Raw genomic sequence first — 26,908 nt, forward strand, 5'->3', positions numbered from 1 at the left:
ACCCCTCTCGAGAACTGCTCTTCCTTTCTGGCACCGTACGCCACCCTGGCAGTTACTGCCAGAAAAACCGTGACTGCCCGGAGTGGGCTGCTCGATATCTTGGCCGTATGGGTAATCCGAAGTCGCCGAAGCCGGATCCGTCGACGCCGCCGGCACCTCCGACGCTGTGGGACCGCTCGCGCCAGGTCGCGGTCGCCGCCATTCTGGACACGGCGCTGAAGCTGTTCGCCGAGCGCGGCTACGAGCGGACGACGATCGCCCAGATCGCCCAGGAGGCCGGGATCTCCCAGCGCTCCCTCTTCCGCTACTTCGGTACGAAGGAGGATCTGGTCTGCGGCGACCAGGAGGCCCTGGGAGAGCTGCTCAAGAACACCGTCGACGCCCAGCCCGCCGACGCCTCCCCGTGGGACGCGCTCCGTGCCGGCTTCGAGGCCGTCCTGGTGGCCAACCACACCCCCGACCGGGTCCTTCAGATCAGCACCCTGATCCTCAACACCCCGTCCCTGCGCGCCCGCGCCATCGAGAAGCGGCTCCGCTGGCAGGCCGCCCTCGTCCCCGGCATCGAGACCCGCATGGGCATCCCCCACGGCCCGGTCCCCGACCCGCGCGCCCTGGCGGTCATCACCACGGCCTTCGCCTGCCTCGACACGGCCACCGAACTCTGGGTCCGAACCGCCGGCACCACGGACATCACCCAGACGTACGACCAGGCCCTCACGACTGTCCGCACCACACCCTGACCGCCCCGGGAGACGCCCGTGCCATCGCGACACCCCGAACTCCGCACCGTACGGCTGCGGCTGCGGCAGTGGAGAGACGCCGACCTGGACCCTCTGGCGGAGATGGACGCGGATCCGGAAGTCGTGCGCCACATCGGCGACGGCTCCCCCGCCACCCGTGAGCGGACCGCCGCGGCGCTGGCTCGAGTGCGCACGGGCTGGGACGAGCGCGGCTACGGCCTGTTCGCCGCCGAGGAGACGGCGACCGGCGAGCTGATCGGCTGGGTGGGACTGGCTGTTCTGGCTTACTTCTCCGAGGTCATGCCGACGGTGGAGATCGGCTGGCGGCTGCGACGCCGTTCGTGGGGGGCGGGGCTATGCCACCGAAGCGGCCCGAGAGGTCCTGGCGTTCGCGTTCGGCGAGGTGCGTCTGGACCACGTCGTCAGCATCTGCCATGTCGACAACCACGTCGCTCACTTCACGCAGGGTCCAGTCCAACGCCCCGTCCCAGAACCGGGCCATGGCCCGTGGATCCACACAATCGACCACCACCGCGGCGATCGGCCCGGTGTCCCGGTAGACACCACGCGGTGTTGCGTTCCGCCGGGGACGTCGGGCCGTATCTGGAGCTGCTCCGCACGCCCGACGTGAGGACCGTCCCGGACCGTGTCCATCTCGACCTGCTGCCCTACCCCGGTGACGACAAGGAGGCCGAGGTGGCCCGGCTGCGGGCGCTCGGCGCCACCGACCTCGACCTGGGCCAGGGCGACGTGCCGTGGACGTGCCTGGCCGATCCGGAGGGCCACGAGCTGTGCGTCCTCGCCCCCGTGTGATGCGTACGAGGAACTGGTTGGCGGGGATCGGGTCCGGTGCCCTCGTCGGGGCACGCCACCCTGGGACGCATCCCGACCTGGTGCCGCGGCGCTAGCCGTCCGGCGGCCCAGGCGCCGTGGGCCTCGGGCGGCGCTGCGGATAACGGTGGAGTTCCCAGGCCGTGTAGGTCAGGAGCGGGACGAGGAGGGCCGGAGTGATCCACCACGGGAGACCCCACCACACCGACAGGAGGCCCACCACGGGGCAGGCGATCGAGACGGTGATCAGCAGGGGCTTGCCGAAGCCCCGCCAGGGGAAGGTGCGCGCGCCGGCCAGGCGGGCGGACCCCGTGGCGAGGCCCAGCGCGGAGAGGAGGCCGGCCCAGGTGCCCAGGGCGGCGATCATCTGGGGTTCGTCGCGCGGCTCGTCGGCGGAGCTCTGACGGACGCCGTGGCGGCTGAGCGACATGACGTCGCCGCGCCAGACCGTGCCGGTGACCCGGTCGCCCCGCTCGAGTCGCGACAGCAGAGGGGTCGCGTCGCCGAAGGACAGCACACCGTTCCAGAAGGGCGCTCCGGACAGCGTCGCCTCGTAGACGCTGTTCCTGCCGCCGTCCTTGATCTTCGTCCCCTCGACGGTGAAGGTGGCCTCGCGGAGGCAGTCCTCGTGCTCCCGGGCCGACGTCCCCGCGGCGCAGGGCTCGGCCCGCGCGTAGTCCCGGTAGCGCGCGATGTCCTGCGGGAGCCAGACGGTGAGGACGAAGTAGGCGGCCACGGCCGGGATCAGGGACAGCGGCAGGAGCAGCGCACCCCGGAGTCTTGTCCTCGACACTTTCGGTGTCCCCCGTTTTCGTTGTCGGTGAGGCCCTGCGTCACAGCCTCTCCTCGCCGGAACCAGGAAGACAAGGCGGGCGGTCGGCAGCCGGAAGCCGCCCCTCCTTACCGGGTTCCGGCAATCACCCCCTCCCTCATCTCCCCAGGAACACCGGATTGGTGAACGCGGCCAACGCCCCCGGCAGCGGCCCCGTCGTCGCCTCGTGCCGTACCTCCGCCCGTACGTACGCGGCGGGCGCCGGGGTCGTACGCCACTCCACGACCCCCGCCCCCGACTCCGGCAGCGGGGCGCTCGTGAACACCACCCCCTCGTCCGTAGCCGTACGACACCCTCAGCTCGCGTACGCCCGCCGGCACGTCGACCGGCACGTACGCGAAGTCGGGGGAGCGGGTGGCAGGGTGCCCCGGACCGTCCTGGTCTCCGGCTCCCGGCCCGGCCGTCCCTCGGCGGCGGCGAAGTCCACGTTCCCCAAGGTAAGCGCGGTGGCGGTGCCCGTCGCCAACAAGGTCCGGCGTGCCATCGGGCTGTCCTGCGCGTCCGTCACGACGTCACCCTCCTCCTGTGTCCGAACTGCGATGCCGACCGGTCGGTATGGACACCGGCCTGTTCTCCCGGTACAGATGAACCGGCCCAGATGAACACAGAGGAACCGGTACCGAAAGGCCCGCCATGCGCATCGCCGTAACGATCTTCCTCACCGACGAGACGATCACCCCGACCCGCCTCGCCCGGGAGCTGGAACAGCGCGGGTTCGCCGGGCTCTACGTCCCCGAGCACACGCACATCCCCGTCGAGCGGACCACCCCGTACCCGGCGGGCGGCGACCTGCCCCGCGAGTACGGCCGTACCCTCGACCCCTTCGTCGCCCTCGGCCAGGCCGCCGCCGTCACCGAGCGCCTCGGTCTCGGCACCGGCATCACCCTCGTCGCCCAGCACGACCCGATCGACCTCGCCAAGCAGATCGCCACCGTCGACCACCTCTCCGGCGGCCGGCTCACCCTCGGCCTCGGCTTCGGCTGGAACGTGGAGGAGGCCGCCGACCACGGCGTCGAGTGGCGGACACGGCGCGAGCTGGTGCGGGACCGGATGGCGCTGATGCGCGCCCTGTGGAGCGAGGAGCCGACGGCCTACGAGGGCGTGTTCGGGTCCGTCCGGGCCAGCAGCGCCCATCCCAAGCCCGTGCAGCAGCCGCGCGGGCGGGTCGTCGGGCCGCGCACGCTCATCGGCGGGGCCGCCGGGCCGAAGCTGTTCGCCCACATCTGCGAGTACGCCGACGGCTGGCTGCCGATCGGCGGGCGCGGCCTGTCCGAGACCCTGCCGGTGCTGCGCGCCGCCTGGGCGGACGCCGGGCGCGAACCGGAGGCGCTCCAGGTCGTGCCGTACGCCGTCCACCCCTCCCCGGGCAAGCTCGCGTACTACGCCGACCTCGGCATCGAGGAGGTCGTGCTCCAGCTCCCGCCCGCGGGGGAGAGCGAGATCCTCAAGGCCCTCGACGAGTACGGCGCTCATGTCACCGGTGCCAGTGACACCCTGTAACGACCTGCGGTGAGGGACGAATCGGGCTCCCCCACCAGCCCTGATCAGCCCGAACGTATGCTCAAGAGATGACGACTTCCGCGACCTCCGGAACCGGCCCCGGCCCTCTTCCCGGCCCCACCGAGAACTCCATGCGTCGCGCTCTGAAACGTGCCCGGGACGGCGTCGCGCTCGATGTGAGCGAGGCGGCCGTCCTGCTCCAGGCGCGCGGCGAGGCCCTCGACGACCTCGCCGCGTCCGCCGCCCGGGTGCGCGACGCGGGCCTCGAGGCGGCCGGCCGGCCCGGTGTCATCACCTACTCGAAGAGCGTCTTCATCCCCCTCACCCGGCTGTGCCGGGACAAGTGCCACTACTGCACGTTCGTCACCGTCCCCGGCAAGCTGCGGCGCGCCGGGCACGGGATGTTCATGTCCCCCGACGAGGTGCTCGACGTGGCCCGGCGCGGCGCCGCGCTCGGCTGCAAGGAAGCCCTCATCACCCTCGGCGACAAGCCCGAGGACCGCTGGCCCGAGGCGCGCGAGTGGCTCGACGCGCACGGCTACGACGACACCATCGCCTACGTCCGCGCCGTCTCCGTCCGGATCCTGGAGGAGACCGGGCTGCTCCCGCACCTCAACCCCGGGGTGATGTCCTGGACCGACTTCCAGCGGCTGAAGCCGGTCGCGCCCAGCATGGGCATGATGCTGGAGACGACCGCCACCCGGCTGTGGTCGGAGCCCGGCGGCCCGCACCACGGCTCCCCGGACAAGGAGCCCGCCGTCCGGCTGCGCGTCCTGGAGGACGCCGGCCGCTCCTCCGTCCCCTTCACCTCGGGCATCCTCATCGGGATCGGCGAGACCTACGAGGAGCGGGCCGAGTCGCTGTTCGCCCTGCGCCGGATCTCCCGCGCCCACCACGGCATCCAGGAACTCATCATCCAGAACTTCCGCGCCAAGCCGGACACGGCCATGCGCGGCATGCCGGACGCCGAACTCGACGAGCTGGTCGCGGCGGTGGCCGTCGCCCGCCACCTCATGGGCCCGTCCGCCAACCTCCAGGCCCCGCCCAACCTCGTCGCCGGCGAGTACGAGCGGCTGATCGGGGCCGGCATCGACGACTGGGGCGGGGTCTCCCCGCTGACCATCGACCACGTCAACCCCGAACGCCCCTGGCCGCAGATCGAGGAGCTGGCCGCCCGCTCCGCCGCGGCCGGCTTCGAGCTGCGCGAACGTCTCTGCGTCTACCCCGAGTTCGTCACACGCGGCGAACCCTGGCTGGACCCGCGGCTGCTGCCGCACGTCCGCGCGCTCGCCGACCCGGCCACCGGCCTCGCGCTGCCGGACGCGGTGGTCGAGGGCCGGCCGTGGCAGGAGCCGGAGGAGGTGTTCACGGCGTCCGGCCGGACGGATCTGCACACCGCCATCGACACCGAGGGCCGGACGACCGACCGGCGTGAGGACTTCGACGAGGTGTACGGCGACTGGTCCGCCCTGCGGGAGGCGGCCGCCCCCGGCATGGTGCCCGAGCGCATCGACACGGACGTACGGCAGGCGCTCGCCACGGCCGCCGACGACCCGACGCGGCTCACCGACGCCGAGGCGCTCGCGCTGCTGCACGCCGACGGTCCCGCGCTGGACGCGCTGACCCGGATCGCCGACGACGTCCGCCGCGCCGCGGTCGGCGACGACGTCACCTACATCGTCACCCGGAACATCAACTTCACCAACGTCTGCTACACCGGCTGCCGTTTCTGCGCCTTCGCACAGCGCCGCACCGACGCCGACGCCTACACGCTGTCCCTCGATCAGGTGGCGGACCGCGCCCAGCAGGCCTGGGACGTGGGCGCGGTGGAGGTCTGCATGCAGGGCGGCATCCACCCGGACCTGCCCGGCACCGCGTACTTCGACATCGCGAAGGCGGTGAAGTCCCGGGTCCCCGGCATGCATGTGCACGCCTTCTCGCCGATGGAGGTCGTCAACGGCGCGACCCGCACCGGCCTGTCGATCCGCGAGTGGCTGATCGCCGCCAAGGAGGCGGGCCTGGACTCCATCCCCGGGACCGCCGCCGAGATCCTCGACGACGAGGTCCGCTGGGTCCTCACCAAGGGCAAGCTACCCACGGCCACCTGGATCGAGGTGATCACGACCGCCCACGAGGTCGGCATCCCGTCGACCTCGACGATGATGTACGGCCATGTCGACCAGCCCCGGCACTGGCTCGGCCATCTGCGCACCCTGGCCGGCATCCAGGAACGGACCGGCGGCATCACCGAGTTCGTCACCCTGCCCTTCATCCACACCAACGCCCCCGTCTACCTGGCCGGCATCGCCCGCCCCGGCCCGAGCATGCGCGACAACCGGGCGGTCACGGCGATGGCCCGGCTCCTGCTGCACCCCCACATCCCGAACATCCAGACGAGCTGGGTGAAGCTCGGCACCGAGGGGGCGGCGGAGATGCTGCGCTCCGGGGCGAACGACCTCGGCGGGACCCTCATGGAGGAGACGATCTCCCGCATGGCGGGCTCCTCCTACGGCTCCTACAAGTCCGTCAAGGACCTGATCGCGGTCGCCGAGGCCGCCGGCCGTCCGGCCCGCCCGCGCACCACCCTGTACGGCGAGGTTCCCGAGGAGCGGCAGCGCACCGCCCGGGCCTCGGACGGGCATCTTCCGGAACTCCTGCCCGTGCTGGAGTGAGTACGATGATCCGACCCTCATCGGAGGGTTCTGGAGCTGAGGAGATGGGTGCCCGTGCCTGCCCGACTTCCCTCGTGGGTCTGGGTCACCGGCCTGACGGCCGGCGCGATCGCCGCGGTCGGTGTGCTGACGGTGCAGGCCGAGCGGGGCCCGCATCCGACGGCCGCCGCCGTCCGGCCGAGCGCGTCGGCGTCCGCCGCGCCGGGTGCGCGGGCGTCCGCCTCGCCGAAGGCCTCGGCGTCCCCGGCCGCGACCGGCGTGCCCGAGGCCTCCGGCACCGGCCGCCGGGTCGTCTACGACCTCTCCGCGCACCGGGTCTGGCTGGTCGACGCGGACGACACGGCCCGCCGTACCTTCACGGTCTGGCCGGGCGCGATCGCGCCCGCGCCCGGCACCTACACGATCTCCGTCCGCAAGGACACCACGACGGGCTCCGACGGCGTCGAGATCGAGCACATCATCTACTTCTCGGTCGTCTCCGGCGTCAACATCGCCTTCTCCAACGCCGTCGACGGCTCCTCGCCGCCCCCGGCCGCCGCCGACGCCAGAACCGGCGGCATCCGGATGCCGAAGGCGGACGGGGCGGCCCTGTGGGCGTTCGGGGACCTGGGGACGAAGGTCAGGGTCGTCGAGTAGGCCGTCAGCGGTCAGGCGGTGTCCTGCCGGGCCTCCCGGTGGGCCAGCAGATCGACCAGCAGCACCACCCCGCTGAACACGAACACCCGCGTCGCCGCCTCCAGCCCGTTCCAGGTCTTCGACTGCCACATCGCGAACCACTCCCCGCCGATCGCGATGAACCCGGCGCCGAACAGCAGCATCAGCATCAGCAGGCCGTACGTCGAGAAGGTGTGCGCCCGGGCGAGGTCCCGGCGCGCCCAGAACCACGTCCCGGCGGTCAGCACCACGGCGGCCACCGTCTCCCAGGCGATGATCGCCACGTACGCGGCGTCCTGGAGCCCCTTGCTCGTCACCGCCCGCCACATCAGGTCGTCGTCCTTGAACGTGTCGTCCATCGCGAGGACATGCCGTACGAACTGCTGGTTCGTGCCGAAGTCGGTGATGTTCCCGAACGCCACGAGGGCGATGTAGAGGGCCACCGTCCCGGTGAGGAGCGTGGCCGTGAGCGGAAGGACGCGTGAGGTCTGCGTGATACGTGAGGTGGACGTGGTCATGCCGGTCCCCTACCCCGCCAAGTCCGCCGTGTCCCCTCCGAGTTGACGTACGCCAGAATGGGGCGTCCGGCGTCGGGGGACGTCCGGGGGAAGGGACGTACCGATGGCGCGGACCCAGCGGTCGATGCAGGAGCTGATCGCGCGGCGCAGACGGCAGGGCTTCGTCGGCCGGGGCGCCGAGCGCGCCGCCTTCCGGGAGAACCTGGAGCTGCCGCCGGACGACGAACGGCACCGCTTCCTGTTCCATGTGCACGGCAACGCCGGCGTCGGAAAGACCTTCCTGGTCCGCGAGTTGGAGCAGCTCGCGAGGGAGCGGGGCGCGCCGACCGCGTATCTCGACGAGGGGGTCGGCAGCGTCCCCGAGGCGATGGCCGAGCTGGCGGAGCAGTTCGCCCGGCAGGGCCACCGGTTCAAGGAGCTGGAGCGGCTGCTGGCCGCCCACCGGGAGCGGCGGCACGAGGCGGCGGCGGTCGTGGAGGCGGGGACCGAGCCGGGCGGGCCGTCCGCCGCGAGCATGGCGGCGGCCCGCGCGACCCTGGTGGGGCTCGGCCTGGTGCCGGGCGTCGGCGCCTTCGCCGGGGCCCTCGACCCGGTCCAGCTCGCCCAGGGCGCCGACCGGCTGCGGGCCGGGCTCGGCTCCCGCCTCCGCAACCAGGAGGACCTTCAGCTCCTCCTCGCACCCGAACGGGTCCTCACCCCCGTGCTGTTGCGGGAACTGGCCGAGGTCGCGGCCGAGGCCCCCTGGGTCGTTCTGGTCCTCGACACCTACGAGCGGACCGGGCCGGTCCTCGACGGCTGGCTGCACGAGATGATGACCACCGACCGCTACGGCGCCTCCCTGCCCGAGAACACGGTCGTGGTCACGGCCGGACAGCTCCCCCTCGCCCCGGCGCGCTGGGGCGGCTTCGCGGACTTCGTCGCCCAGGTCCCGCTCGGGCCGTTCACCGAGACCGAGGCGCGCGGACTGCTCGCCGGCAAGGGGGTGGTGGCGGAACCCGTCGTCGAGGAGGTGCTGCGGCTCACCGGCGGGCTGCCCCTGCTGGTGTCGACCCTGGCCGGACAGCGGCCCGCCGACCCCGACGACATCGGGGACCCCAGCGCCACCGCCGTGGAGCGGTTCCTGAAGTGGGAGCAGGACCCGTTGCGCCGGGCGGCCGCCCTGACCTGCGCGCTTCCACGGCGACTGGACGCGGAGGTGTTCCGTTCGGCCGCCGACTGCCCGCAGGAGGGCGCCGACGCGCTGTTCGGCTGGCTGCGAGGCCTGCCCTTCGTGGACGACCGGGGCGCCCAGGTGCGCTATCACGACCTGGTGCGGGAGCCGATGCTACGGCTCCAGCGGCGCCGCTCCCCGCGGAGCTGGACCGAGCGGCACGACCGCCTGGCGGAGGCGTTCCGGCACCGACGCGAGGAGGCGGCCGCCGACCTCGCCACCGACGAGGAGTGGGAGCACGAACCGTGGCGTGAACTGCGGCTGGAGGAGACGTACCACCGGCTGTGCGCCCGCCCGCGTGCCGCGCTCCCCGAAGCCCTGCGCGACGCCGTGGCGGCCTGCCGGGAGAGCGCCGTGATCGGCCGCCGCTGGGCCCGCATGATGGAGGAGGCGGGCGGCTCCGCGGACGCGCCCGCCGTGGCGGCCTGGGGCCGGGACCTGGGCGAGGCGCTCGCGGACGACACGGCCGGGGTGACGGCGGCGGTACGGCTGCTGCTGGACCGGCCGGGCCTCGACGACCGCGGGCGGGCGACGGCGTACGCGCTGTACGGCCGGGAGCTGCGCGCCGACCACCGGAACGAGGCCGCCCTGGCCGCCTACGACCGGGCGCTCGCACTCGATCCGACCCTGGTCAGGGCCCACTACGGCCGGGCGGTCACCCTCCAGATGACGCAGGACTTCACCGAAGCCCTCGCGGCCGTCGACCGGGCGGACCGGCTGGCCCCCGACACCTACTGGATCGTCGCCGAGCGCGCCGAGACCCACCGGCTGGCGGGCCGTTTCGAGGAAGCGGTCGCCGACTTCGACCGGGCCCTCGCCCTCGCCCCGGACTACGACGTCGCCCTGGCCGGCCGGGCGGTGTGCCGGCACGCCCTGGGCCGGTACGACGAGGCCCTCGCGGACTTCGACCGGGCGATCCGCCTCGACGAGGACTACCTGTGGGCGCGGGTGCGCAGGGCGCGGCTACGGCGCTTGCGGGAGGAGTGGGACGAGGCGTTCGCCGACCTGGACCGGGCGGTGGACCTGGCGCCCGACGCCGCCTGGGTGGCCTCCGAGCGCGGCGACACCTACCGGCTGGCGGGCCGTCACGAGGAGGCGGTCACCGAACTCACCCGCGCCCTCGCCCTCGAACCCGACTACGTGTCCGCGCTCGCGAGCCGGGGCGCGGCCCTCCTCGAACTGGGCCGCGCCGAGGAGGCCCTGGCCGATCTGGACCGGGCCGTCGAGCTGTACCCCGACTACATCTGGGCGCTGGTGCGCCGGGCGCAGGCGCGGCGGCGGCTGGACGACCCGGACGGCATGTTCGAGGACCTCCGACGGGTGGAGACACTGGACGGCGAGGACGGCTGGGCGGCCGCCGAACTGGGCGAGGCGTACCGGCTGGCGGACCGGCCCGAGGAGGCGGTGACCGCCCTGCGGCGCGCCGTGGAGCAGGACCCGGAGTACGACTACGCGTGGGCCTCGTTGGGGGCGGCGTACCACGCCCTGAAGGACCATGCGCAGGCCCTGCGCTGTCTGGACCGGGCCCTGGAGCTCGACCCCGACTACCGCTGGGCGCTCGCCCGCCGGGCGCGGGTGGGGATGGCCACCGGGCGTCTGGAGCAGGCGCTGGCCGACGTGGAGCGCTGTGCCGCCCTCGCCCAGGAGGCGGACTGGGCCCGCCGCAGCGCCGTGGAACTGCTGATGCACCAGGAGCGGTGGGAGGAGGCGGCCGCCCGGCTGTCCGGCCCGGACGGGGCCGCGCTGCCGGACGAGGAGGCGGACCTGCTCCGCGCCGAGCTGCACTGGCGGACCGGGGAGTGGGCGGCGGCCCGCGAGGCCGCCGAGCGGGTCCGCGCGACGGACCCGCTCAACGGCGTCTACCTGCTGGCGCTGATGGACGGCCGCACCCGGGGGGTGCGGGCGGCCGAACCCCTCTGGCGGGAGTTCGCACGACTGGTCCCGCAGGACGGCAGACTGACGGCCGGGGAACTCGGTCGGGCACGGTGCATCGCCGCCTGCGCCCTCTCCGACTGGCCCGAGGCCGACCGCCGGCTCGCCGAGGCGCTGGCCGTCGACCAGGACTGGGACGACCTGGCCGGCCTCGCCCAGGCCCTCACCGACCTCCTCGACAGTCCGGGCGCCGACACCACCCGCCTGACCCCCCGACTGGCCCGGGTCGGTGAGGCCCGGGACGCCGTACGGTCCCGTCACACGGACGTGTCGCCGCCACCCGCCTGACACCGGCGCGCCCCGGAGACCTCCACCGGCCCTGCACCACCCCTCCACCCACCACCAGCCCCTGACCCCGTTCGATTACAGTGACGGACGTCGTACGTACGGACGGTGCCCGGTGGCCTTGGGAGGACTTGGTGAGTACGACATCAGGGGCCGTCTGGGGGCGTGCCGAGCAGCAGGACTTCCGCAGCCGGGTGCGCGGCACCCTGCTGGGGTCGGCCGTCGGGGACGCGCTGGGGGCGCCCGTCGACGGGCTGGGCATCGAGGAGATCCGGCAGACGCACGGGCCGGACGGGGTCGTCGACCTCGCCCCCGCCTTCGGGCGGCGCGGCGCCGTCACCCACCACACCCAGCTCGGCCTCTTCACCGTGGACGGACTCATCCGGGCCCAGGTCCGGCGCGACACCGGTGCCTGGCATCCGCCGACCGATCTGCACCGGGCGTATCTGAGATGGGCGGCCACCCAGCGCGACTGGGGCCCCGATCTGCGCCGCAAGGACGACGGCTGGCTGGCTCGCGAGGAGTGGCTGTACGCCCGCCGGGACCCGACCCGCGCCCTCCTGATGGGGCTCGGCGACGACAGGATGGGCACGCTCGACGACCCCAAGAACCCGGCGGCCGACGGGCCCGAGCCGCTGGTCCGCTCCGCGCCCTTCGGGCTGCTCGTCGGCTGGGAGCCGCAGCTCGTCGCCCAGCTCGCCGTCGAGTGCGCGACCCAGACCCACGGCCATCCGTCGGCGTACCTCTCGGCGGGCGCGTACGCCGTCACCGTGCACGCGCTGGCCCGGGGCGAGAGCGTCGACGGCGCGGTGCAGCGGGCGCTCGCCCTGCTGGCGGCGTGGCCCGGGCACGAACCCGTCTCCGAGGCGTTGCAGCGCGCGCTGGGCGCCGTACGGCAGGGGCTGCCGGGGCCGGGACGGGTGGAGGACCTGCTCGGGGAGGGGAGGGCGCCGGGGGTGCTGTCCGCCGCCGTGTACTGCGCGCTCGTCGCGGAGGACGTCAGACACGGGCTGCGCCTCGCGGTGAACCAGGGCGGCCCCTCCGCCCCGACCGCCGGTCTCACCGGCGGGCTGCTCGGTGCCCTGCACGGCGAGACGGCCCTCCCGCCGGCCTGGCTGGCCGAGCTGGAGGGCCGTCCCACGATCCTGGAACTCGCCGACGACTTCGCGATGGAGATGACCCAGGGTCCGGCCCTGCACAACCCGGCGGGCGCGTCACCGGGGTGGCTGGCCCGGTACCCGAGAGGGACCTGACCGGGCCCTTTCGTCAGTCCTTGGCGGGTGCCGGTACGGCGTCCCGCGGGCCCGGGACGGCCGCCGCCGCGCCCGAGGAGTCGCCGTCCGTGTTGATCTTCTCGATGAGGGCGAGCCGCTCCGGGGTGTCCTCCGGCTTGATGAAGCCGACGAGGATGTAGAGGACGAGGGAGACGGCCAGCGGGATCGAGACCTGGTACTGGAGCGGGACCCCGCCGTCCACGCGCTCGTCGATCGGGTAGTTGACCAGGTAGAAGGCCAGCAGCCCCATGGACCAGCTGGCCAGGGCCGCGGTCGGGCCGGAACGGCGGAACGGCCGCAGCAGGCCCAGCATCATCGGGATCGCCATCGGGCCCATGAGCCCGGCCACCCACTTGATGACGACGGTGATGATGTCCTTGAAGGTGGGGGAGTTGACCTGGGTGGCCGCCGCCATGGACAGGCCGAGGAAGACCACGGTCGTGATCCGGGCGACCCGCAGCCCCTGCCCCTGGCTCCAGGTGCGGGCCCGGCGCCACACCACCGGCGCGCAGTCCCGGGTGAACACGGCGGCGATCGCGTTGGCGTCGGAGGAGCACATCGCCATGGTGTGCGAGAAGAAACCGACGACGACCAGGCCCAGCAGACCGTGCGGCAGGAGCTGTTCGGTCATCAGGCCGTAGGAGTCGGAGCCGTCCGGCTTCTGCGCGGTGACCAGCAGCGGTGACATCCACATGGGGAAGAACAGCACGACCGGCCACACCAGCCACAGCACCGCCGAGAGCCGTGCCGACCGCTCGGCCTCCCGGGCGTTGGCGGTGGCCATGTACCGCTGGGCCTGGTTGAGCATGCCGCCGTTGTACTCGAAGAGCTTGATGAAGAGGAAGGCGAGCAGGAAGACCGTGCCGTACGGGCCGACGAGCGGTTTCCCGTGGCCCTGGAGGGCCGGCTCGTCCCAGGCGCCGAAGAACCCGATGCCCTTGTCGTTCAGCTTCAGGACGACCGCCACGAACATCGCGACACCGGCCAGCAACTGGATGACGAACTGGCCGAGTTCGGTGAGCGCGTCCGCCCACAGGCCGCCGATCGTGCAGTACACGGCGGTGATGGCGCCCGTGATGAGGATGCCCTGGTTGAGGGTGATGCCGGTGAAGACGGACAGCAGGGTGGCGATGGCGGCCCACTTGGCGCCCACGTCCACGATCTTCAGCAGCATCCCGGACCAGGCGAGCGCCTGCTGGGTCTTCAGGTCGTAGCGGTTCTTCAGGTACTCGAGCGGGGAAGCGACCCGCAGGCGTGAGCGCAGCCGGTTGATGCGCGGCGCGAACAGCTTGGAGCCGATCGCGATGCCGAGGGCGATGGGGAAGGACCAGGTGACGAAGGAGGTGACGCCGTAGGTGTAGGCGATGCCCGCGTACCCGGTGAACATCACCGCGCTGTAGCCCGACATGTGGTGCGAGATCCCGGACAGCCACCAGGGCATCTTGCCGCCCGCGGTGAAGAAGTCGCTGACGTCGTCGACGCGTTTGTGCGACCAGACGCCGATGGCGATCATCACGCCGAAATAGCCGATGAGCACGGCCCAGTCGAGACCGTTCATATGCGTCCTCCCAGGGTTCGGCCCGGCGCTCATCGTGGGCGCTGTCGCATGAACACGACAAGTAACCGTCAGGTCAAAGGGAGGTAAAGGTATTCGGCATGATGGCCTGAGTTCATCTACATGAACTGGCTGTCATCGTGTCACCGCATCAGCTCCCCAGCGTTGACCAGCAACGACTGCCCGGTGATCGCCCGCGCCCGGTCCGAGGCCAGGAACACCGCCGCGTCCGCGACGTCCCCGTCCGTGGCCAGCTCCGGCAGGGCCATCCGGTCGGTGAGGCGCGCGAGGACCTCGCCCTCCGGTACGCCCTCCGTCGCCGCGGTGAAGTGGACGTAGGCCTGGACCGGAGGACCCCACATCCAGCCGGGCAGGACCGTGTTGACCCGGACGCGGTGCGGGCCGAGCTCCCGCGCCAGCGAGTACATCGCGCTCGTCAGCGCGCCCTTGGAGGCCGCGTACGCCGCCTGCCGCACCTGGGAGGGGGCCGCGACCGCGGACTGCGTGCCGATGAAGACCACCGATCCGCCCCGCGCCTTGAGGCCGGGCAGACAGGCCCGGGTGATCCGCAGCGAGCCCAGCAGGTTCACGTCGAGGACCGACTGCCAGGTCGTGAAGTCCGCGTCCTCGAGTCCGCCGAAGTAGGAGTCCCAGGCGGCGACCTGGATCACCGCGTCGATTCCCCCGAACCGCTCCAGCGCCACCCCCGCCAGCGCCTCGCACTGCCCCTCGTCGGTGATGTCGGTCGCCCGCCACGCGGTGTGCGTCCCGTCCGGATCGATCTCCGCCGCGCTCTTGGCGAGGTTCGCCTCGGTCCGCGCGGCCAGCACGGCGTTCCCCCCGTCCCGTACGACCGCCGCGGCGACCTGGTGGCCCAGGCCCGCCCCGACCCCCGAGACGACGACCGTCCTGTCCGCGAGCAGTGACATCGGGACCTCCCTGACCCTGGCGCATTGTCTGACGGAGCGTCAGAGTATGGTCCGGCCGCCGAGGAAGGGGAAGACGCATGAGCGAGGAGACCCGCAGCGAGACGTACGCCGAGCTGGCCGCCGTAGGCCCCTACGGCGTCCGCCCCGGCCACGCCCTGATCACCATGGTCGAACCGCACCCGGGCCACGAGTACGCCTACAACCGCTGGTACGAGGACGACCACTACTACGCCGGCGCGATGGCCATGCCCTGGATGTACGCCGGACGCAGATGGGTGGCGACCCGGGACCTGCAACTCCTGCGCTCCCCGGAGAAGTCCGCGATCGCCCGGCCCGTCACCGCCGGCTGCTACCTCTCCGTCTACTGGATCACCGCCGGCCGCTACGACGACCACATGAAGTGGACGGTCGCCATCAACAAACGCCTCAACCGGGACGCCCGGGTCTACCAGGACCGCACCCATGTCTTCACGGCGTTCCAGGACCACGAGGCGACCGTCTACCGCGACGGCGCGGCCGGCCCCCGCGACCACCACGCCCTCGACCACCCCTACGCCGGCCTGGTCCTGGAGGTCGTCGACACCGACGGCCCCGGACAGCGCACCGAACTCCTGGAGTGGCTGCGCACCCGCCACCTCCCGGAACACCTCGCCGGCTCCCCGGCGGCCATGGTCACCGTCTTCCGCCCCACCCCCCTCCCCGGCGACCGCATGACCTACGTCAAACAGGTCGAGGGCGTCGACACCCGGCTGACCCTGCTGTGGTTCCTGGAAGGGGACCCGAGGGAGTGCTGGGAGGACCGCTTCACGGGCCTGGAGGCGGAGATCACGGCGTCGGGCCTGGGCCGGCTGGAGCTGCTGGCCCCGTTCGTGCCGACGATTCCGGGAACGGACCGCTATGTGGCGGACCTGAGATGACAACGGCACCCCGGCCCCACCGCGGACGGGTGGTGGGTGGGCATAGGCCGGGGGTCCGGGGGGCGGGAGCCCCCCTGCTACGGCCACCCCGGCTCAGGGTGACTTCAACTCGTCGGGACACGGAGTGCCGCGCGGCAACTGGTACGGCGCGGCAAGCCGGTACACCCCGGCCTTCGGGGCCAGCAGCACCGTCCACTTGTCCCCCTGCGGGTCCTCCTCCGTCTCGTACAGGCACCCGTTCACGTTCGTGTAGGACTTCGGCTCGCCCTCCGCCCGGTGCTTGGACGCCTCCGTCTCCTGCGGAGCCTTCAGGCTCTTGCCCTCCGCGTCGACGACGCTCAGCCACGGCGAGTACGGGATCCGGATCAGGACCCGGCCCGCCTTCTTCACGTCGATCGTCATCTCGCCCTGCTCGGCCCGCTGCACGACCGCGTGGGGCTCGGCGAGCGGCGCCGGGTCGGTGACCTTGAAGAGCTGCCAGTCGGCGTCGCCCCAGATCTGCTCCAGATAGGGCAGCCCCCGCTGGATCAGCTCCCGCTCCCGTTCCCCGCCGTCCCCGTCCAGCGCCTCCTTGGGGACGACGACGTAGTGCACGGCCCACCGCTGGAGCCACTCGTGGTAGTTCGCGGAGTTCAGCGTGTCGTCGTAGAAGAGGGGGTTGCGCTCCATGTCGGCCTGCCGGTTCCAGCCCCGGGCCAGGTTGACGTACGGCGCGAGCGCGGAGGCCTCGCGGTGGGAGCGGGCCGGGACGACCTCGACGCGGCCCTTCTCGGCGCCGACGCCCTGCAGTTCGTTCACGAGCGGCGCCAGCTCACGCGCCCAGGAGGCCGCCGGGGTCGTACGGATGACGTCGTCGACCGACTTGAAGCCGATCCAGCCGACGAACCCGAGCGACGCCACGACGATGACGTACCACTTGCGGCTGCGCGGCACCGCGAACGGCAGCGCGGCCGCCAGCACCACCCCCGAGAACAGCATCGCGAGCCGGGTGATGTTGGACCCGATCTGCGAGCTGATCAACCACACCCCGAGCACCCCGAGGCCGTACACCGCCGCCGTGATCCGTACGGTCTTCCAGTCGTGCGGGACGACGAAGAACACGATCGCCGCGTAGATGAACGGCAGTGACGCCGAGCCGATCGACATCGGCTGGGTGCCGGAGAAGGGGAACAGCCAGGCGGAGACGGCGACGACGGCGGTCGGCGCGAGACCGAGGGCCCAGGCGCCGGGCCGCCGCTTCTGAAGGAACAGCGCGGCCGCGACGATGCCCACGAACAGCCCCGCCACCGGCGAGCCCATCGTGGCGAGCGCGGCGAGCGGGGCCGCGCACAGCGCCTTCGCCCAGCGTTTGTAGCGCCAGCGGTACGGCCAGCAGAACACGACGGCCACGGCGGCGAGCGCGAACATGTTGCCGAGGCCGAAGGTGACCCGCCCGGACGCGGCGTTGCACAGGAGGGCGAAGACCCCGGCGAGCGCCGGCCAGACCGGGTTCTTCACCGGGCGGCAGCGCAGCAGGACGAGTGTGAGCAGGCCGGCCGACAGGGTGCCGGCGATCATCATCGTCGTACGGACGCCGAGGACGGACATCAGATACGGCGAGATGACGCTGTACGACACCGGGTGCATCCCGCCGTACCAGGCGAGGTTGTACGCGGAGTCGGGGTGCCGGCCGACGAACTCCGCCCAGGCGTCCTGCGCCGCGAGATCGCCGCCGCTGTTCGCGAACGTGAAGAACCAGATGAGGTGCACGATCCCGGACAGCGCGGTGACGGAGAGCACCAGGTGCCGGCGCAGGAAGCCGCCGAGGCGGGCGAGCGCGGCGCGCGGCCACGCCTTCGCCGGGTCCTGCGGCGCGGTGGCCTCCGCCGAGGCCTTCGTCGGTGCCGTCACGGCGTCGGGTGGGTCATGGTCGTGGGGGTCATGGTCGTGGGCGGCATGGTCGTGCTCACCGGACTGGGGTGCGGGCACCCGGATGCGCGGGCCGGTGTCCGGGCCCGGACCGGTGTCGTCGGCGCGTGTCGGCTCCGCAGTGGCCACCTGAAGGCACTCCCCGTGTCCCGTCTTCTGTTCTCGGCCGCGTCCTGTTCGCGTCCACTTCACGGCAGCGTCCTTGCGGCCGGCGACCTGTCCCGTTTCGCGACGCTAGCACGCACCCCGCCGGGCGGCTGCCCGGCGGGGTGGCGAGAGGTACGGACGAGGCCGACGGGTCAGCTCAGACGGGTCAGCTTGTCCGGGAGGCCCGGCTCGACGAGATCGCTCTCCAGGGCGACCGGCACCTTCACGGCGCCGCCGGTGCCGTCCCCGACGGTGAGCGTGCCCACCTGGGTGCCGGCCTTCGCGGTGTGCGGGACCTCGTCGGCGGCGAACCTCAGCCGCACGGTCAGACCGGCCCAGCCGACCGCCGTGACGTCCTTGGTGACGACGACCGGGGTGTGGCCGCCGAGCTTGTCGTCCACGTACCCGACGACATCGCCCTTCTTCAGGATCTTCGCCGAGGTCAGCGCGTCCTCCGCGGCGGACAGGGCCGTCTTGCTGACCTCGTTGACCGTCTTGAGGATGGTCGGCTTGTGCTGGCCGAGGATCGCGCCGACGACGGTGACCGTCTCACCGCCGACCTCCTTGCGGGCGGCGAAGAGCAGGTTGCCGCCGGCCGCGGTGGTGGAGCCGGTCTTGATGCCGATCGCGCCCATCTTGAAGGGGAGCTCGTTGTAGTTGGGCCAGTTGGTGCCGGAGGGGTCCGTCCAGCTCGCCGCGCTGGTGATCGCCACGAGCGCCGGGATCTTCACGACCGCGTTGCCGAGCTTCACCTGGTCCTCGGCGGTGGAGACGGTGGTCTCCTTCAGCCCGGAGGGGTCGGTGTACGTCGTGTTCGACATCCCGAGCTCCTTGGCGGCGGCGTTCATCTTCTTGACGAACGCGGCCTCCGTGCCCCCGTCCCAGCGGGCCAGCAGCCGGGCGATGTTGTTGGCGGACGGGATCATGATTGCCGAGAGGGCCTGCTGGAGGGTGAGCTTGTCGCCCTCCTTGACGCTGTCGAGGGTGGACTCGCCGCTCTGGTTGTAGCCGCCCTCCTTCTCGGCGGTGGCGTCGACGGTGATGCTCGGACCGTCGGCGCCCGTCTTGAGGGGGTGGTCCTTGAGGACGACGTACGCGGTCATCGTCTTGGCCACCGAGCCGATGGCGACGGGCGTCTGCTTGCCGAAGCTGTCCATCGTGCCGACGCCGTCGACGTCCATCCAGCCCTGGCCCTCGTCCGGCCACGGCAGGGAGAGCTTGCCGCCCTCGAAGGTGTACGCGTCCTTCGCGGTGAGCGTCAGCGCGGTCGCCGGGAGCGGGCGGACGGCCTGCACGACTGCAAACACGATCGCCAGCAGGATGACCAGCGGCGTCCAGATCTTGACCCGCCGGCCGAGCGTGCGCATCGGGGTCGGAGGGGGCGGCGGGGTGTTGGTCAGCTCCGCCAGCAGGTCCAGCGGCGGCTTCGGCGGCAGCGGCTGCTGGGTCGTCCGCTCGGGGCCGATCTGCGGCACCAGCGCGGTGACGGCCGTGATGTCCCCGGACGCCTTGGGCGGGCGCGGCTCGTCGAGCGGCTTGAGTGCGACGAACTTGCTGGTCCGCTCGGCGGGGGGAGGCGTCTCGGACCTCTCGGCCGCCTTGCCGGAAGCCTTCGGCTCGTCGGCCTTCGGCTCGTCCCGCTCGGTCTCGTCCGGCTTCGGCTTGAGGGCCCCGCCCAGCTTGAGCATGGTGGTCGGCTGGTCGACCGTGGGCTTGGGGCGCGGGGCCTTGAAGATGGCGGTGGGCTGGTCGACGGGGGAGTGGTCGGCCTTGTCGCCGTCCTCCGCCGTCTCCTCCCGCTCGTCGTCCTTGGCGGAACCGGAGGCCCACTTGGGGACGGGCTTGGCGGAAGGAGCGTCGACGGCGTCCGGCTCGGCGTCCGCCTCGCCGTCGCTCTCGTCGACCTCGGGCTCGTCCTCGCTCTCGGGCTCGTCCTCGCTCTCGGGCTCGTCCTCGCTCTCGGGCTCGTCCTCGACCTCGGGTTCGTCCTCGACGTCAGGCTCGTCCTCGACCTCGACCTCGGATTCGGCCTCGGGCTCGGTGTCGGACTCAGCCTCGGCCTCGGAGCCGGCGTCACCGTCCTCGTCCTGAACCTCGTCCTGAACCTCGTCCCGGATCTCGGCCGCGTCCCGGATCTCGTCCTGGATCTCGTCCTGGATCTCGGCTGCGTCTCGGACCTCGTCCTGGATCTCGTCCTGGATCTCGGCGTCCTGGACCTCGTCCTGGACCTCGTCCCGGACCTCACCCCCGGCCGCGTCCTCGAGCTCCTCTGACGCGGAGGTGTCCGGAGTGGAGTCCTCCGCATCTCCCGCGCCGCCGTTCTCGTCGGCGTCGCCCGCGGAGCCCTCCGAGGCGCCCTCGGCGTCCTCGTGGCTCTCGGAGGCGTCGGAGTCGGCCCCGGCGGACCCGGAGCCCCCAGAAGGGCTCTCAGCGCTTTCCGCGGCGCCGTCCACGCCCTCGGCACCGTCGGCCTCGGGAACCGCGTCCTCGACCTCCGGACGAGCGTCCTGAGGGTCCTCGATCTCCAGTTCGCGTACGGAGAAGACCCGAGTCGCCGTGTCCACACCGCCCCGTGAGGCGGCCTCAGAAGCCGGGGCTCCGCTCTCCCGGGCCACGGCGACCCGCGGATCGCGAACCTCGCGGGCCTCGCGTGCCTCGGGAACCGTACCCGCGCTCCCCGACGTCGGTTCCGCCGACGACTCGCGCTGCTTCGACCTGTCGGGGGACTCGCCCGCCACCGATGCCTCCTTGTGCCTGCCGAACCGTGAACGCCCGCCCTGGACCCGCCTCGGGGCGCTGTCCGAACCATGTACCAGTGTCCTGTGTAGAGGGCTTGGCTCCTGCGGTAGACGAGAACGACATACCTACTGGTTCCACTACAAACAGGTCACGCACCCTCGACAGACCAATGTGAGAGGGGTCACCCTGTCATTCATCCACGCGGGGAGGCATGGATGGGCAGGAGCCGCAGAACGATTCCGGAAGAGCTTCTTCTGCTGGCGTTGGACCCGACCACGGGTACCACCGCACAGCCGCAGTCGCTCGACCTTGGTCTGGCCGGAGCACAGCTAGTGGAGCTGGCGCTGGCCGGACGGATAGCCCCGGACGGGGATCGTATCGCCGTGGTGTCCCCACGGCCGACAGGAGATCCAACACTGGACTGCGCGTTGGAGTTGCTGCGAAGGCGTGGCGCTCCGGTACGGGCCGTCCACTGGATCGGCGGGCCGCGTCTCGGGCTTCGCCAGACCTACCTCTCGCATCTGGAGCGGTGCGGCATGGTGCATGCCGTGGCGGGTCAGATGTGCGGGGTGCTGCCGACCACTCGCTACCAGGCGACGGACACCGAGATCAGCCGGGAGATCAGGGCCCGGCTGGACTCCGCGATCCGCACCGGCGTACCGCCGGACCCGCGGACCGCGGCGCTCGCCGCACTGGCGCACGCGGTCGGCCTCGGCAAGCACCTGTACCCGGGGAACGAGGGACGCTCGTCCCGCTCCCGGCTGCGGGACCTGATCAGGCACGACCCCATGGGCGGTCTCGTCGCGCACGCCGTGATGGACGTCCAGAACGGTGCGGCGGCCCAGCCGCGCCGCAGCCCGGCGGCCCCGGCCGGCCGGCAGACCGGACCGGGCGGACGGCCCGTACCGGAACCCGCCCGTGGAGTTCCGGCACAACCGCGCCGCGGCCCGATGGCGCGTGTCGTGGCCCACTGAGCCGCAGTTCCGCGACACACCCGCCGGAGCACCGGCACGCACGACCCGTATGGCCCGTATCACCCGTATGACCCGTTCGGGAGCCGCCGCGGCCCGCGCGGGGTGGTGACGCCGTAGGTCCTTCGTGACACACGGCGTCGCCGCCCCGCGCGGACGCATGTCCGGGCCGTGCCCCGAACTGGCGTGTAGCGGCCGCATATCCACCGTTTTCCAGCGGTACAAAGCACCTTGGTGGCAGTCTGCTCAACAGCAGATACGCAAAGTGTCATGACAGGCATGCAGCCGGAGGTGCGCGTCCCGTGACGTCCAATGTCAATCCCACGGTCAGGCGACGCCGGTTGGGCCAGGAACTGCGCCGGCTCCGTGAGGAGAAGGGCATGACGGCCGAACAGGTCGCCGAGCGCCTGCTCGTGTCCCAGTCGAAGATCAGCCGTCTCGAGAACGGCCGGCGCAGCATCAGCCAGCGTGATGTGCGCGACCTCTGCGGAGTCTACGAGGTCGAGGACCAGCGCATGGTCGAATCGCTGATGGAAATGGCGAAGGACTCCCGGCAGCAGGGCTGGTGGCATGCCTTCGGCGACATTCCCTACAGCGTGTACATCGGCCTGGAGACCGACGCCGAGTCGCTGCGGGTGTACGAACCCCAGACCGTCACCGGCCTGTTGCAGACCCGGGCGTACGCCGAGGCCATCATCCGGGGCGCGTTGCCCGAGCGGCCGGAGGCCGAGGTCGACAAGCGGGTGCAGGTGCGGCTGCGGCGGCAGGAACGAATCACCAACGAGGACGGCCCGCTGCGGCTGTGGGTGGTGCTGGACGAGGCGGCCCTGCGCCGGGTGGTCGGCAGCCGGCTGGTGATGCGTGAGCAACTGGAGCACCTCGCCGAGATGTCGAGGCTTCCGCATGTCACCGTGCAGGTGCTGCCGTTCGAGGTCGGCGCCCATCCCGGCCTCAACGGCCAGTACACGATCCTGGAGTTCGCCGACGCCTCCGACTCCAGCGTGGTCTACATCGAGGGCGTGACGAGCGATCTGTACCTGGAGAAGGCGTACGACGTCCAGCAGTACTCGGTGATGTACGAGCACCTGCGGGCGCAGGCGCTGAACGTGGAGCACTCGCGCCGGGTCATCGACGACCTGGCGAAGGATTACGCGCGATGACCCCCGTGGAACGCGTTCGGAGCGTGCGGCGGGGGAGGGTACACCACTGACACGCTCGACTGGAAGACTCACCCGGAATATGCCATTCGACCGAGTGAATGACTCCTCCGATTAGCGGGGTTGGCGAGTAGCGTCGATCACGCCAACGATCACCGACGTTGGCGCAAAACCGTGACTCGCCAACTGGCTAACGGAGCAATCAATGGCAATTCGTCTGGGCGCCACGGAAACGTGGACGACGTCCTCCTACACCAACGGCAACGGCGCCTGTGTGATGGTCAGGTCGACCATCCTCGAGACGCTGGAGCTCGGGGACACCAAGATCCCCGAGGGTCCCAAGCTGGCCTTCCCGGCCGGCGCGTGGAACGCCTTCGTGGCGTCGGTGAAGGAGTAGGGCGAGGAACGTTCTGAGCAACGCCCCGGTCCGTCTTCGACCATCGCACAGCCACCGACAGAGCCCTCTCGACAAGATCGCCGTCCTTGCCGAGGGGGCTCGGCCTGTTCGGTCCTAACCGCGCCTGACGGGGAACGCCACGTCGCACACCGGGTCCCCGGGCCCGGCCGCGTCCCAGTCGGCGAAGTAGATCTCACGGCACGGGCCGTCGTACTCCCAGCCCTCCCGCCTCATCCACGCCTCCACCGCCTCGAACGCGGCGATGATCTGCGGGTGGGCGACCTGCGCCTTGCTGATCCGGGTGTACGCCAACCGCCGGGCCGGCTCCACCCGGACCTCGGTCCCCCGGGAACGCCCCTGGGCGGCCGCCCAGGCCCGGGCCGCCGCCTCGTCGGCGACCGGCACACAGGACTCCGCCGGTCCGTCGCTCTCCATGGACACCTCGGCGTGATACGCCACGAACGGCGCGCCGGTGGTACCCCCGCACGCGTCCGCCGCCGCCTCCAGCCGGCCGAGGGCGGCGGGGATCCAGGCGGGCAGCTCGTCCGCCAGCACATGCCGCGTCTCGGTGATGATCACCTGCTCGGGCAGGTCGACGATCGCGACCTCGAACTTCTCGTACATCTCGGAGTTCCTCCCCGACAGTCGTCCACGGAGGTACTCGGCGAGCGTGCGCCGGGCGGCGAACCGGGCCTCGGCCTCCGCCCAGTAGGCGGCGAGCCGGTCGGCGCCCTCGGCGCCACCGGTCTCGACCACCTCCGCGATCCGGGCCAGCGGCATGTCGAGCTGCCGCAGCATCGCCACCAGCCGGGCCCGGTCCACCTGGCCGGCGCGGTAGTAGCGGTAGCCGCTGACCTCGTCGACCCGGGCCGGGGCCAACAGGCCGAGGCGGTCGTAGAGACGCAGCGCCTTGGCCGTGAGGCGGGCCCGCGCGGCGAACGCGCCGATGGTCAGCAGTTCGTCGTCGTCGCGTACGTTCACCTGGTCATCCTCCGTCACCGGGCGGTCTGTTCCACCCGGCGACGAGGAGACTCCGCCTTGCCCCAGGGACAAGGTCAAGCGATCCGGGCCGTCAGGCCAGCCGCGCCTCGATCGCGGTGACGACCTCGTCGGACTCCGGCTCGGTCTGCGGCGAGAAGCGGGCCACCACGGACCCGTCCCGGCCGACGAGGAACTTCTCGAAGTTCCAGCGGATGTCACCCGTGTGGCCCTCCGCGTCCGCGAAGCCCACCAGACGCTCGTACAGCGGGTGCCGGCCCTCGCCGTTCACCTCGACCTTCTCGGTCAGCGGGAACGTCACGCCGTACGTCGCCGAGCAGAACTCCGCGATCTCCTCGGCGGTGCCGGGCTCCTGCCCGAGGAACTGGTTGCAGGGCACGCCGAGCACGGTGAAGCCCTGCGCGGCGTACCGCTCCTGGAGCTTCTCCAGCCCGTTGTACTGCGGGGTCAGACCACACTTGGAGGCCACGTTCACGATCAGGACGACCTGGCCCGAGTACTCCGAGAGCTGCGCGGACCCACCCTTGAGCGCACCGATCTCGACGTCGAGGGGGGAGGAAACGGCATCAGTAGTCATGGGCGGATGCTAGCCCCGCGGGGTGCACCCGCCCTCAACCGGGGGCGCTCCCCCTTTCCGTCCGGGGCCGGCCCTGCCTTCCCGGGCCCGCCTCGGGCTGCCCGTCCGCCCACCGCGCGTCACCGGCCGTCCCTCGCCCTCGGCGACCTGGTCGTCGGCTGCGAGGCGCTCGGGGGCGCCGGGGTGCGCGGTGGCCCGGAGGGTGACCGGGGTGGGGGGCATCGGGCGATCGTATGCCGTGCCCTCACGCGAGCAGTCGGCGCTTCTGCTCCTCGAACTCGGCCTCGCTGAGGATGCCCTGGGCCTTCAGGTCGCCGAGCTGCTTGAGCTGGTCGATCTTGTTGGTCATCTCGTCCGCCTGGGACGGGGGCGGCGGGGGCGGGGGTGCCTGGTAGGACTGCTGGTAGCCCTGGGGCTCCTGGTAGGGCTGTTGCTCCGCGGCCTGGGCGGCCCAGCGGCCCTGCTGGCGACGGGAGACTCGGTTGGAAACCGCGGTCGCCGTTCCCGCCACCACCGCGGTGCGGGCGACTCCGCGAAGAAGACCAGGCATGGCGATCCCCTTTTCGTCCGGAACGGTCCCTCCATTGGAGCACGCTTCCCCCTGATCTGCCGGGTGCCGTATTTCGTGGCAGCCTGGATCTGTGTGATCGCCGACTCGAAGGAGCTCGAAATGGCCACACACGGCAGAGGAATGACGGACACCACGGCGCGCGGGGGAATGGCCGTGTCCGGCTGGACGCTCTTCGCCGCGATCATGATGGTGTTCGGCGGCGTCATGGCGATATTCGAGGGAATAGCCGCCATAGCCGAGGACGACGTGTTCATCACCACGCGGAACTACACGTTCCAGTGGAGCCTCACCGGCTGGGGCTGGATGCACCTCGTTCTCGGCATCGTGGTCACGCTGGCGGGCATCGCCCTGTTCAGCGGCGCCCTGTGGGCCCGTGTCGTCGGTATCGTGCTGGTGGGCCTGTCCATGATCGCCAATTTCGCGTGGCTGCCCTGGTACCCGTTCTGGGCGGTCATGCTGATCGTCATCGACGGTTTCGTGCTGTGGGCGCTGTGTGTCGGGCCCAGCAGGGACACCCGGGCGACCTGAGCCGCCGTTCCCGGACCTCGCGCGGAATTGCGCCGTTCGGCCCCGGAGGTCACCCGCACGTGCCGCCGGGGCCCGTTCCGTCGGGCCGACTTCTCCTTCCGGTGTTTTCGTGGGGTGTGGATTTCCCCGGTGACGGGGGCGCACCCGTAGGGAGACATCAGTGGAGACCAGCACCAGCAGCGGCCCGCGCATTCAACCGATCGCCTTTCCTCTCCTCAGGGGACAGAAAGCACTCGTCACGGGCGCGAATTCCGGTATCGGCCGGGCGACCGCCGTCGCGCTCGGCCGGGTGGGCGCCGATGTCGTCGTGAACTACGTCTCCGGCCCGGACGCCGCCGAGGAAGTGGTCCGCGAGATCGAGGGCTTCGGGGTCCGCGCCTACGCGCACGAGGCCGACGTGTCCCAGGAGGACCAGGTCGTCGAGATGGTCGCCCGGATGGTCAGGGAGTTCGGGACCATCGACATCATGGTGGCCAACGCGGGCCTGCAACGGGACGCGCCCATCACCGACATGACCATGGCCCAGTGGCACAAGGTGCTGGACGTCAACCTCACCGGACAGTTCCTGTGCGCCCGCGAGGCCACCAAGGAGTTCCTGCGGCGGGGTGTCGTCCCGGAGGTCTCCCGGTCCGCCGGGAAGATCATCTGCATGAGCTCGGTGCACCAGCTCATCCCGTGGTCCGGGCACGCGAACTACGCCTCGTCCAAGGGCGGGGTGCTGATGCTGATGGCGACGCTCTCCCAGGAGCTCGCCCCGCACCGGATCCGGGTCAACGCCGTCGCCCCCGGCGCGATCCGCACCCCCATCAACCGCAGCGCCTGGGACACCCCGGAAGCGGAGGCCGACCTGCTGCGGCTCATCCCCTACCGCCGGGTCGGCGAGCCCGACGACATCGCCAACACCGTCGCGGTCCTCGCCTCCGACCTGCTCGACTACGTCGTCGGCACCACGATCTACGTCGACGGCGGCATGACGCTGTTCCCCGGCTTCGCCACCGGGGGCTGACATCGACGCCGCCCTCGCCGCCGGCGTCCTCGCGGCCGAGCCGCCCCAGCTGCTGCCCG

General features: G+C 71.7%; 21 protein-coding genes and 4 pseudogenes. 14 read left to right on the top strand and 11 right to left on the bottom strand.

Annotation, left to right across the window (positions count from 1 at the left end; genetic code table 11):
- Positions 1-107: 107 nt before the first annotated feature.
- Together OG852_RS26995 and OG852_RS51035 are read left to right on the top strand one after the other, a co-directional pair.
- On the top strand, positions 108-740 hold the full coding sequence (locus tag OG852_RS26995; protein WP_133912115.1) for a TetR/AcrR family transcriptional regulator: 633 nt from the start codon (positions 108-110) through the stop codon (positions 738-740).
- A gap of 102 nt (positions 741-842) precedes the next feature.
- Positions 843-1,025, top strand: a pseudogene (locus OG852_RS51035) (GNAT family N-acetyltransferase); the annotation flags it as partial.
- 163 nt (positions 1,026-1,188) lie between these two features.
- Here the strand turns inward: OG852_RS51035 and OG852_RS27000 are convergent.
- Positions 1,189-1,311 (bottom strand): annotated as a pseudogene (locus OG852_RS27000) (VOC family protein); the annotation flags it as partial.
- Here OG852_RS27000 and OG852_RS27005 point away from each other — a divergent pair.
- Positions 1,305-1,553: pseudogene (locus tag OG852_RS27005) on the top strand (VOC family protein); the annotation flags it as partial. The pseudogenes OG852_RS27000 and OG852_RS27005 overlap by 7 nt on opposite strands.
- A 91-nt stretch (positions 1,554-1,644) precedes the next feature.
- Here the strand turns inward: OG852_RS27005 and OG852_RS27010 are convergent.
- A complete protein-coding gene (locus OG852_RS27010; RefSeq protein ID WP_330349201.1) occupies positions 1,645-2,364 on the bottom strand; it encodes a hypothetical protein in 720 nt (239 codons plus the stop codon).
- Positions 2,365-2,500: 136 nt separating this feature from the next.
- Positions 2,501-2,692: pseudogene (locus tag OG852_RS27015) on the bottom strand (CehA/McbA family metallohydrolase); the annotation flags it as partial.
- A gap of 344 nt (positions 2,693-3,036) precedes the next feature.
- Between OG852_RS27015 and OG852_RS27020 the strand changes: the two are divergent.
- The 3 genes from OG852_RS27020 (at position 3,037) to OG852_RS27030 (ending at position 7,211) form a co-directional block, all read left to right on the top strand.
- Positions 3,037-3,903, top strand: coding sequence for an LLM class F420-dependent oxidoreductase (locus tag OG852_RS27020; RefSeq protein ID WP_330349202.1), 867 nt, complete (start codon positions 3,037-3,039; stop codon positions 3,901-3,903).
- A 68-nt stretch (positions 3,904-3,971) separates the two neighbouring features.
- Complete coding sequence (locus OG852_RS27025; protein WP_330349203.1) at positions 3,972-6,575, top strand: bifunctional FO biosynthesis protein CofGH; 2,604 nt, start codon at positions 3,972-3,974, stop codon at positions 6,573-6,575.
- A gap of 48 nt (positions 6,576-6,623) precedes the next feature.
- Positions 6,624-7,211, top strand: a complete 588-nt coding sequence (locus OG852_RS27030; RefSeq protein ID WP_133912119.1) for a hypothetical protein — start codon at positions 6,624-6,626, stop codon at positions 7,209-7,211.
- A gap of 11 nt (positions 7,212-7,222) precedes the next feature.
- Here OG852_RS27030 and OG852_RS27035 read toward each other — a convergent pair whose 3' ends face one another.
- Positions 7,223-7,747: a DUF2165 domain-containing protein gene (locus OG852_RS27035; protein ID WP_133912120.1), complete on the bottom strand. Its 525-nt coding sequence runs from the start codon at positions 7,745-7,747 to the stop codon at positions 7,223-7,225.
- 103 nt (positions 7,748-7,850) lie between these two features.
- Here OG852_RS27035 and OG852_RS27040 point away from each other — a divergent pair, with 103 nt between their 5' ends.
- The gene (locus OG852_RS27040; RefSeq protein WP_330349204.1) at positions 7,851-11,177 is read left to right on the top strand and encodes a tetratricopeptide repeat protein; all 3,327 of its coding nucleotides are present in this window, start codon (positions 7,851-7,853) and stop codon (positions 11,175-11,177) included.
- Between the two features lie 131 nt (positions 11,178-11,308).
- Entirely contained in the window at positions 11,309-12,427 is a 1,119-nt protein-coding gene (locus tag OG852_RS27045; protein ID WP_133912122.1) for an ADP-ribosylglycohydrolase family protein, read from the top strand.
- Between the two features lie 13 nt (positions 12,428-12,440).
- On the opposite strand, the gene OG852_RS27050 is transcribed toward OG852_RS27045, so the two are convergent.
- Positions 12,441-14,006 (bottom strand): sodium:solute symporter family protein, encoded by a 1,566-nt coding sequence (locus OG852_RS27050; RefSeq protein ID WP_133912123.1) that lies wholly within the window; start codon positions 14,004-14,006, stop codon positions 12,441-12,443.
- 140 nt (positions 14,007-14,146) lie between these two features.
- Complete coding sequence (locus tag OG852_RS27055) at positions 14,147-14,932, bottom strand: SDR family oxidoreductase (protein ID WP_133912124.1); 786 nt, start codon at positions 14,930-14,932, stop codon at positions 14,147-14,149.
- A gap of 77 nt (positions 14,933-15,009) precedes the next feature.
- Here OG852_RS27055 and OG852_RS27060 point away from each other — a divergent pair, with 77 nt between their 5' ends.
- On the top strand, positions 15,010-15,849 hold the full coding sequence (locus OG852_RS27060) for a hypothetical protein (RefSeq protein ID WP_330349205.1): 840 nt from the start codon (positions 15,010-15,012) through the stop codon (positions 15,847-15,849).
- Between the two features lie 93 nt (positions 15,850-15,942).
- Here OG852_RS27060 and OG852_RS27065 read toward each other — a convergent pair whose 3' ends face one another.
- Positions 15,943-17,886, bottom strand: a complete 1,944-nt coding sequence (locus tag OG852_RS27065) for an MFS transporter (protein ID WP_330349206.1) — start codon at positions 17,884-17,886, stop codon at positions 15,943-15,945.
- Between the two features lie 170 nt (positions 17,887-18,056).
- A complete protein-coding gene (locus tag OG852_RS27070; protein WP_330349207.1) occupies positions 18,057-20,642 on the bottom strand; it encodes a D-alanyl-D-alanine carboxypeptidase in 2,586 nt (861 codons plus the stop codon).
- Positions 20,643-20,858: 216 nt separating this feature from the next.
- Here OG852_RS27070 and OG852_RS27075 point away from each other — a divergent pair, with 216 nt between their 5' ends.
- The 3 genes from OG852_RS27075 to OG852_RS27085 all read left to right on the top strand — a co-directional run bounded on the left by OG852_RS27075 (position 20,859) and on the right by OG852_RS27085 (position 23,168).
- Positions 20,859-21,617 carry a GOLPH3/VPS74 family protein gene (locus OG852_RS27075; protein WP_133912128.1) on the top strand — a complete coding sequence of 253 codons (759 nt, stop codon included), beginning with the start codon at positions 20,859-20,861 and terminating at the stop codon, positions 21,615-21,617.
- Positions 21,618-21,916: 299 nt separating this feature from the next.
- On the top strand, positions 21,917-22,774 hold the full coding sequence (locus tag OG852_RS27080; RefSeq protein WP_133912129.1) for a helix-turn-helix domain-containing protein: 858 nt from the start codon (positions 21,917-21,919) through the stop codon (positions 22,772-22,774).
- Between the two features lie 202 nt (positions 22,775-22,976).
- Positions 22,977-23,168 carry a DUF397 domain-containing protein gene (locus OG852_RS27085; protein ID WP_133912130.1) on the top strand — a complete coding sequence of 64 codons (192 nt, stop codon included), beginning with the start codon at positions 22,977-22,979 and terminating at the stop codon, positions 23,166-23,168.
- A gap of 114 nt (positions 23,169-23,282) precedes the next feature.
- On the opposite strand, the gene OG852_RS27090 is transcribed toward OG852_RS27085, so the two are convergent.
- The 3 genes from OG852_RS27090 to OG852_RS27100 all read right to left on the bottom strand — a co-directional run bounded on the left by OG852_RS27090 (position 23,283) and on the right by OG852_RS27100 (position 25,294).
- The gene (locus OG852_RS27090; RefSeq protein WP_443064567.1) at positions 23,283-24,167 is read right to left on the bottom strand and encodes a MerR family transcriptional regulator; all 885 of its coding nucleotides are present in this window, start codon (positions 24,165-24,167) and stop codon (positions 23,283-23,285) included.
- 73 nt (positions 24,168-24,240) lie between these two features.
- Positions 24,241-24,744 (bottom strand): glutathione peroxidase, encoded by a 504-nt coding sequence (locus OG852_RS27095; RefSeq protein ID WP_133912132.1) that lies wholly within the window; start codon positions 24,742-24,744, stop codon positions 24,241-24,243.
- 244 nt (positions 24,745-24,988) lie between these two features.
- The gene (locus tag OG852_RS27100) at positions 24,989-25,294 is read right to left on the bottom strand and encodes an SHOCT domain-containing protein (RefSeq protein ID WP_133912134.1); all 306 of its coding nucleotides are present in this window, start codon (positions 25,292-25,294) and stop codon (positions 24,989-24,991) included.
- Between the two features lie 120 nt (positions 25,295-25,414).
- Here OG852_RS27100 and OG852_RS27105 point away from each other — a divergent pair, with 120 nt between their 5' ends.
- Entirely contained in the window at positions 25,415-25,843 is a 429-nt protein-coding gene (locus tag OG852_RS27105) for a DUF7144 family membrane protein (RefSeq protein WP_133912135.1), read from the top strand.
- A 160-nt stretch (positions 25,844-26,003) separates the two neighbouring features.
- The gene (locus OG852_RS27110) at positions 26,004-26,849 is read left to right on the top strand and encodes an SDR family oxidoreductase (protein ID WP_133912136.1); all 846 of its coding nucleotides are present in this window, start codon (positions 26,004-26,006) and stop codon (positions 26,847-26,849) included.
- The last annotated feature ends 59 nt before the right edge of the window (positions 26,850-26,908 follow it).

This window comes from Streptomyces sp. NBC_00582, from assembly GCF_036345155.1.
GTDB lineage: Bacteria > Actinomycetota > Actinomycetes > Streptomycetales > Streptomycetaceae > Streptomyces.

What these genes read in the sequence shown, in the direction of transcription:
- OG852_RS27075 (WP_133912128.1), top strand. Translation starts at nt 20,859, where the DNA reads ATGGGCAGGAGCCGCAGAACGATTCCGGAAGAGCTTCTTCTGCTGGCG.
- OG852_RS27040 (WP_330349204.1), top strand. Translation starts at nt 7,851, where the DNA reads ATGGCGCGGACCCAGCGGTCGATGCAGGAGCTGATCGCGCGGCGCAGA.
- OG852_RS27055 (WP_133912124.1), bottom strand. Translation starts at nt 14,932, where the DNA reads ATGTCACTGCTCGCGGACAGGACGGTCGTCGTCTCGGGGGTCGGGGCG.
- OG852_RS27020 (WP_330349202.1), top strand. Translation starts at nt 3,037, where the DNA reads ATGCGCATCGCCGTAACGATCTTCCTCACCGACGAGACGATCACCCCG.
- OG852_RS27025 (WP_330349203.1), top strand. Translation starts at nt 3,972, where the DNA reads ATGACGACTTCCGCGACCTCCGGAACCGGCCCCGGCCCTCTTCCCGGC.
- OG852_RS26995 (WP_133912115.1), top strand. Translation starts at nt 108, where the DNA reads ATGGGTAATCCGAAGTCGCCGAAGCCGGATCCGTCGACGCCGCCGGCA.
- OG852_RS27050 (WP_133912123.1), bottom strand. Translation starts at nt 14,006, where the DNA reads ATGAACGGTCTCGACTGGGCCGTGCTCATCGGCTATTTCGGCGTGATG.
- OG852_RS27105 (WP_133912135.1), top strand. Translation starts at nt 25,415, where the DNA reads ATGGCCACACACGGCAGAGGAATGACGGACACCACGGCGCGCGGGGGA.
- OG852_RS27100 (WP_133912134.1), bottom strand. Translation starts at nt 25,294, where the DNA reads ATGCCTGGTCTTCTTCGCGGAGTCGCCCGCACCGCGGTGGTGGCGGGA.
- OG852_RS27035 (WP_133912120.1), bottom strand. Translation starts at nt 7,747, where the DNA reads ATGACCACGTCCACCTCACGTATCACGCAGACCTCACGCGTCCTTCCG.
- OG852_RS27085 (WP_133912130.1), top strand. Translation starts at nt 22,977, where the DNA reads ATGGCAATTCGTCTGGGCGCCACGGAAACGTGGACGACGTCCTCCTAC.
- OG852_RS27060 (WP_330349205.1), top strand. Translation starts at nt 15,010, where the DNA reads ATGAGCGAGGAGACCCGCAGCGAGACGTACGCCGAGCTGGCCGCCGTA.
- OG852_RS27095 (WP_133912132.1), bottom strand. Translation starts at nt 24,744, where the DNA reads ATGACTACTGATGCCGTTTCCTCCCCCCTCGACGTCGAGATCGGTGCG.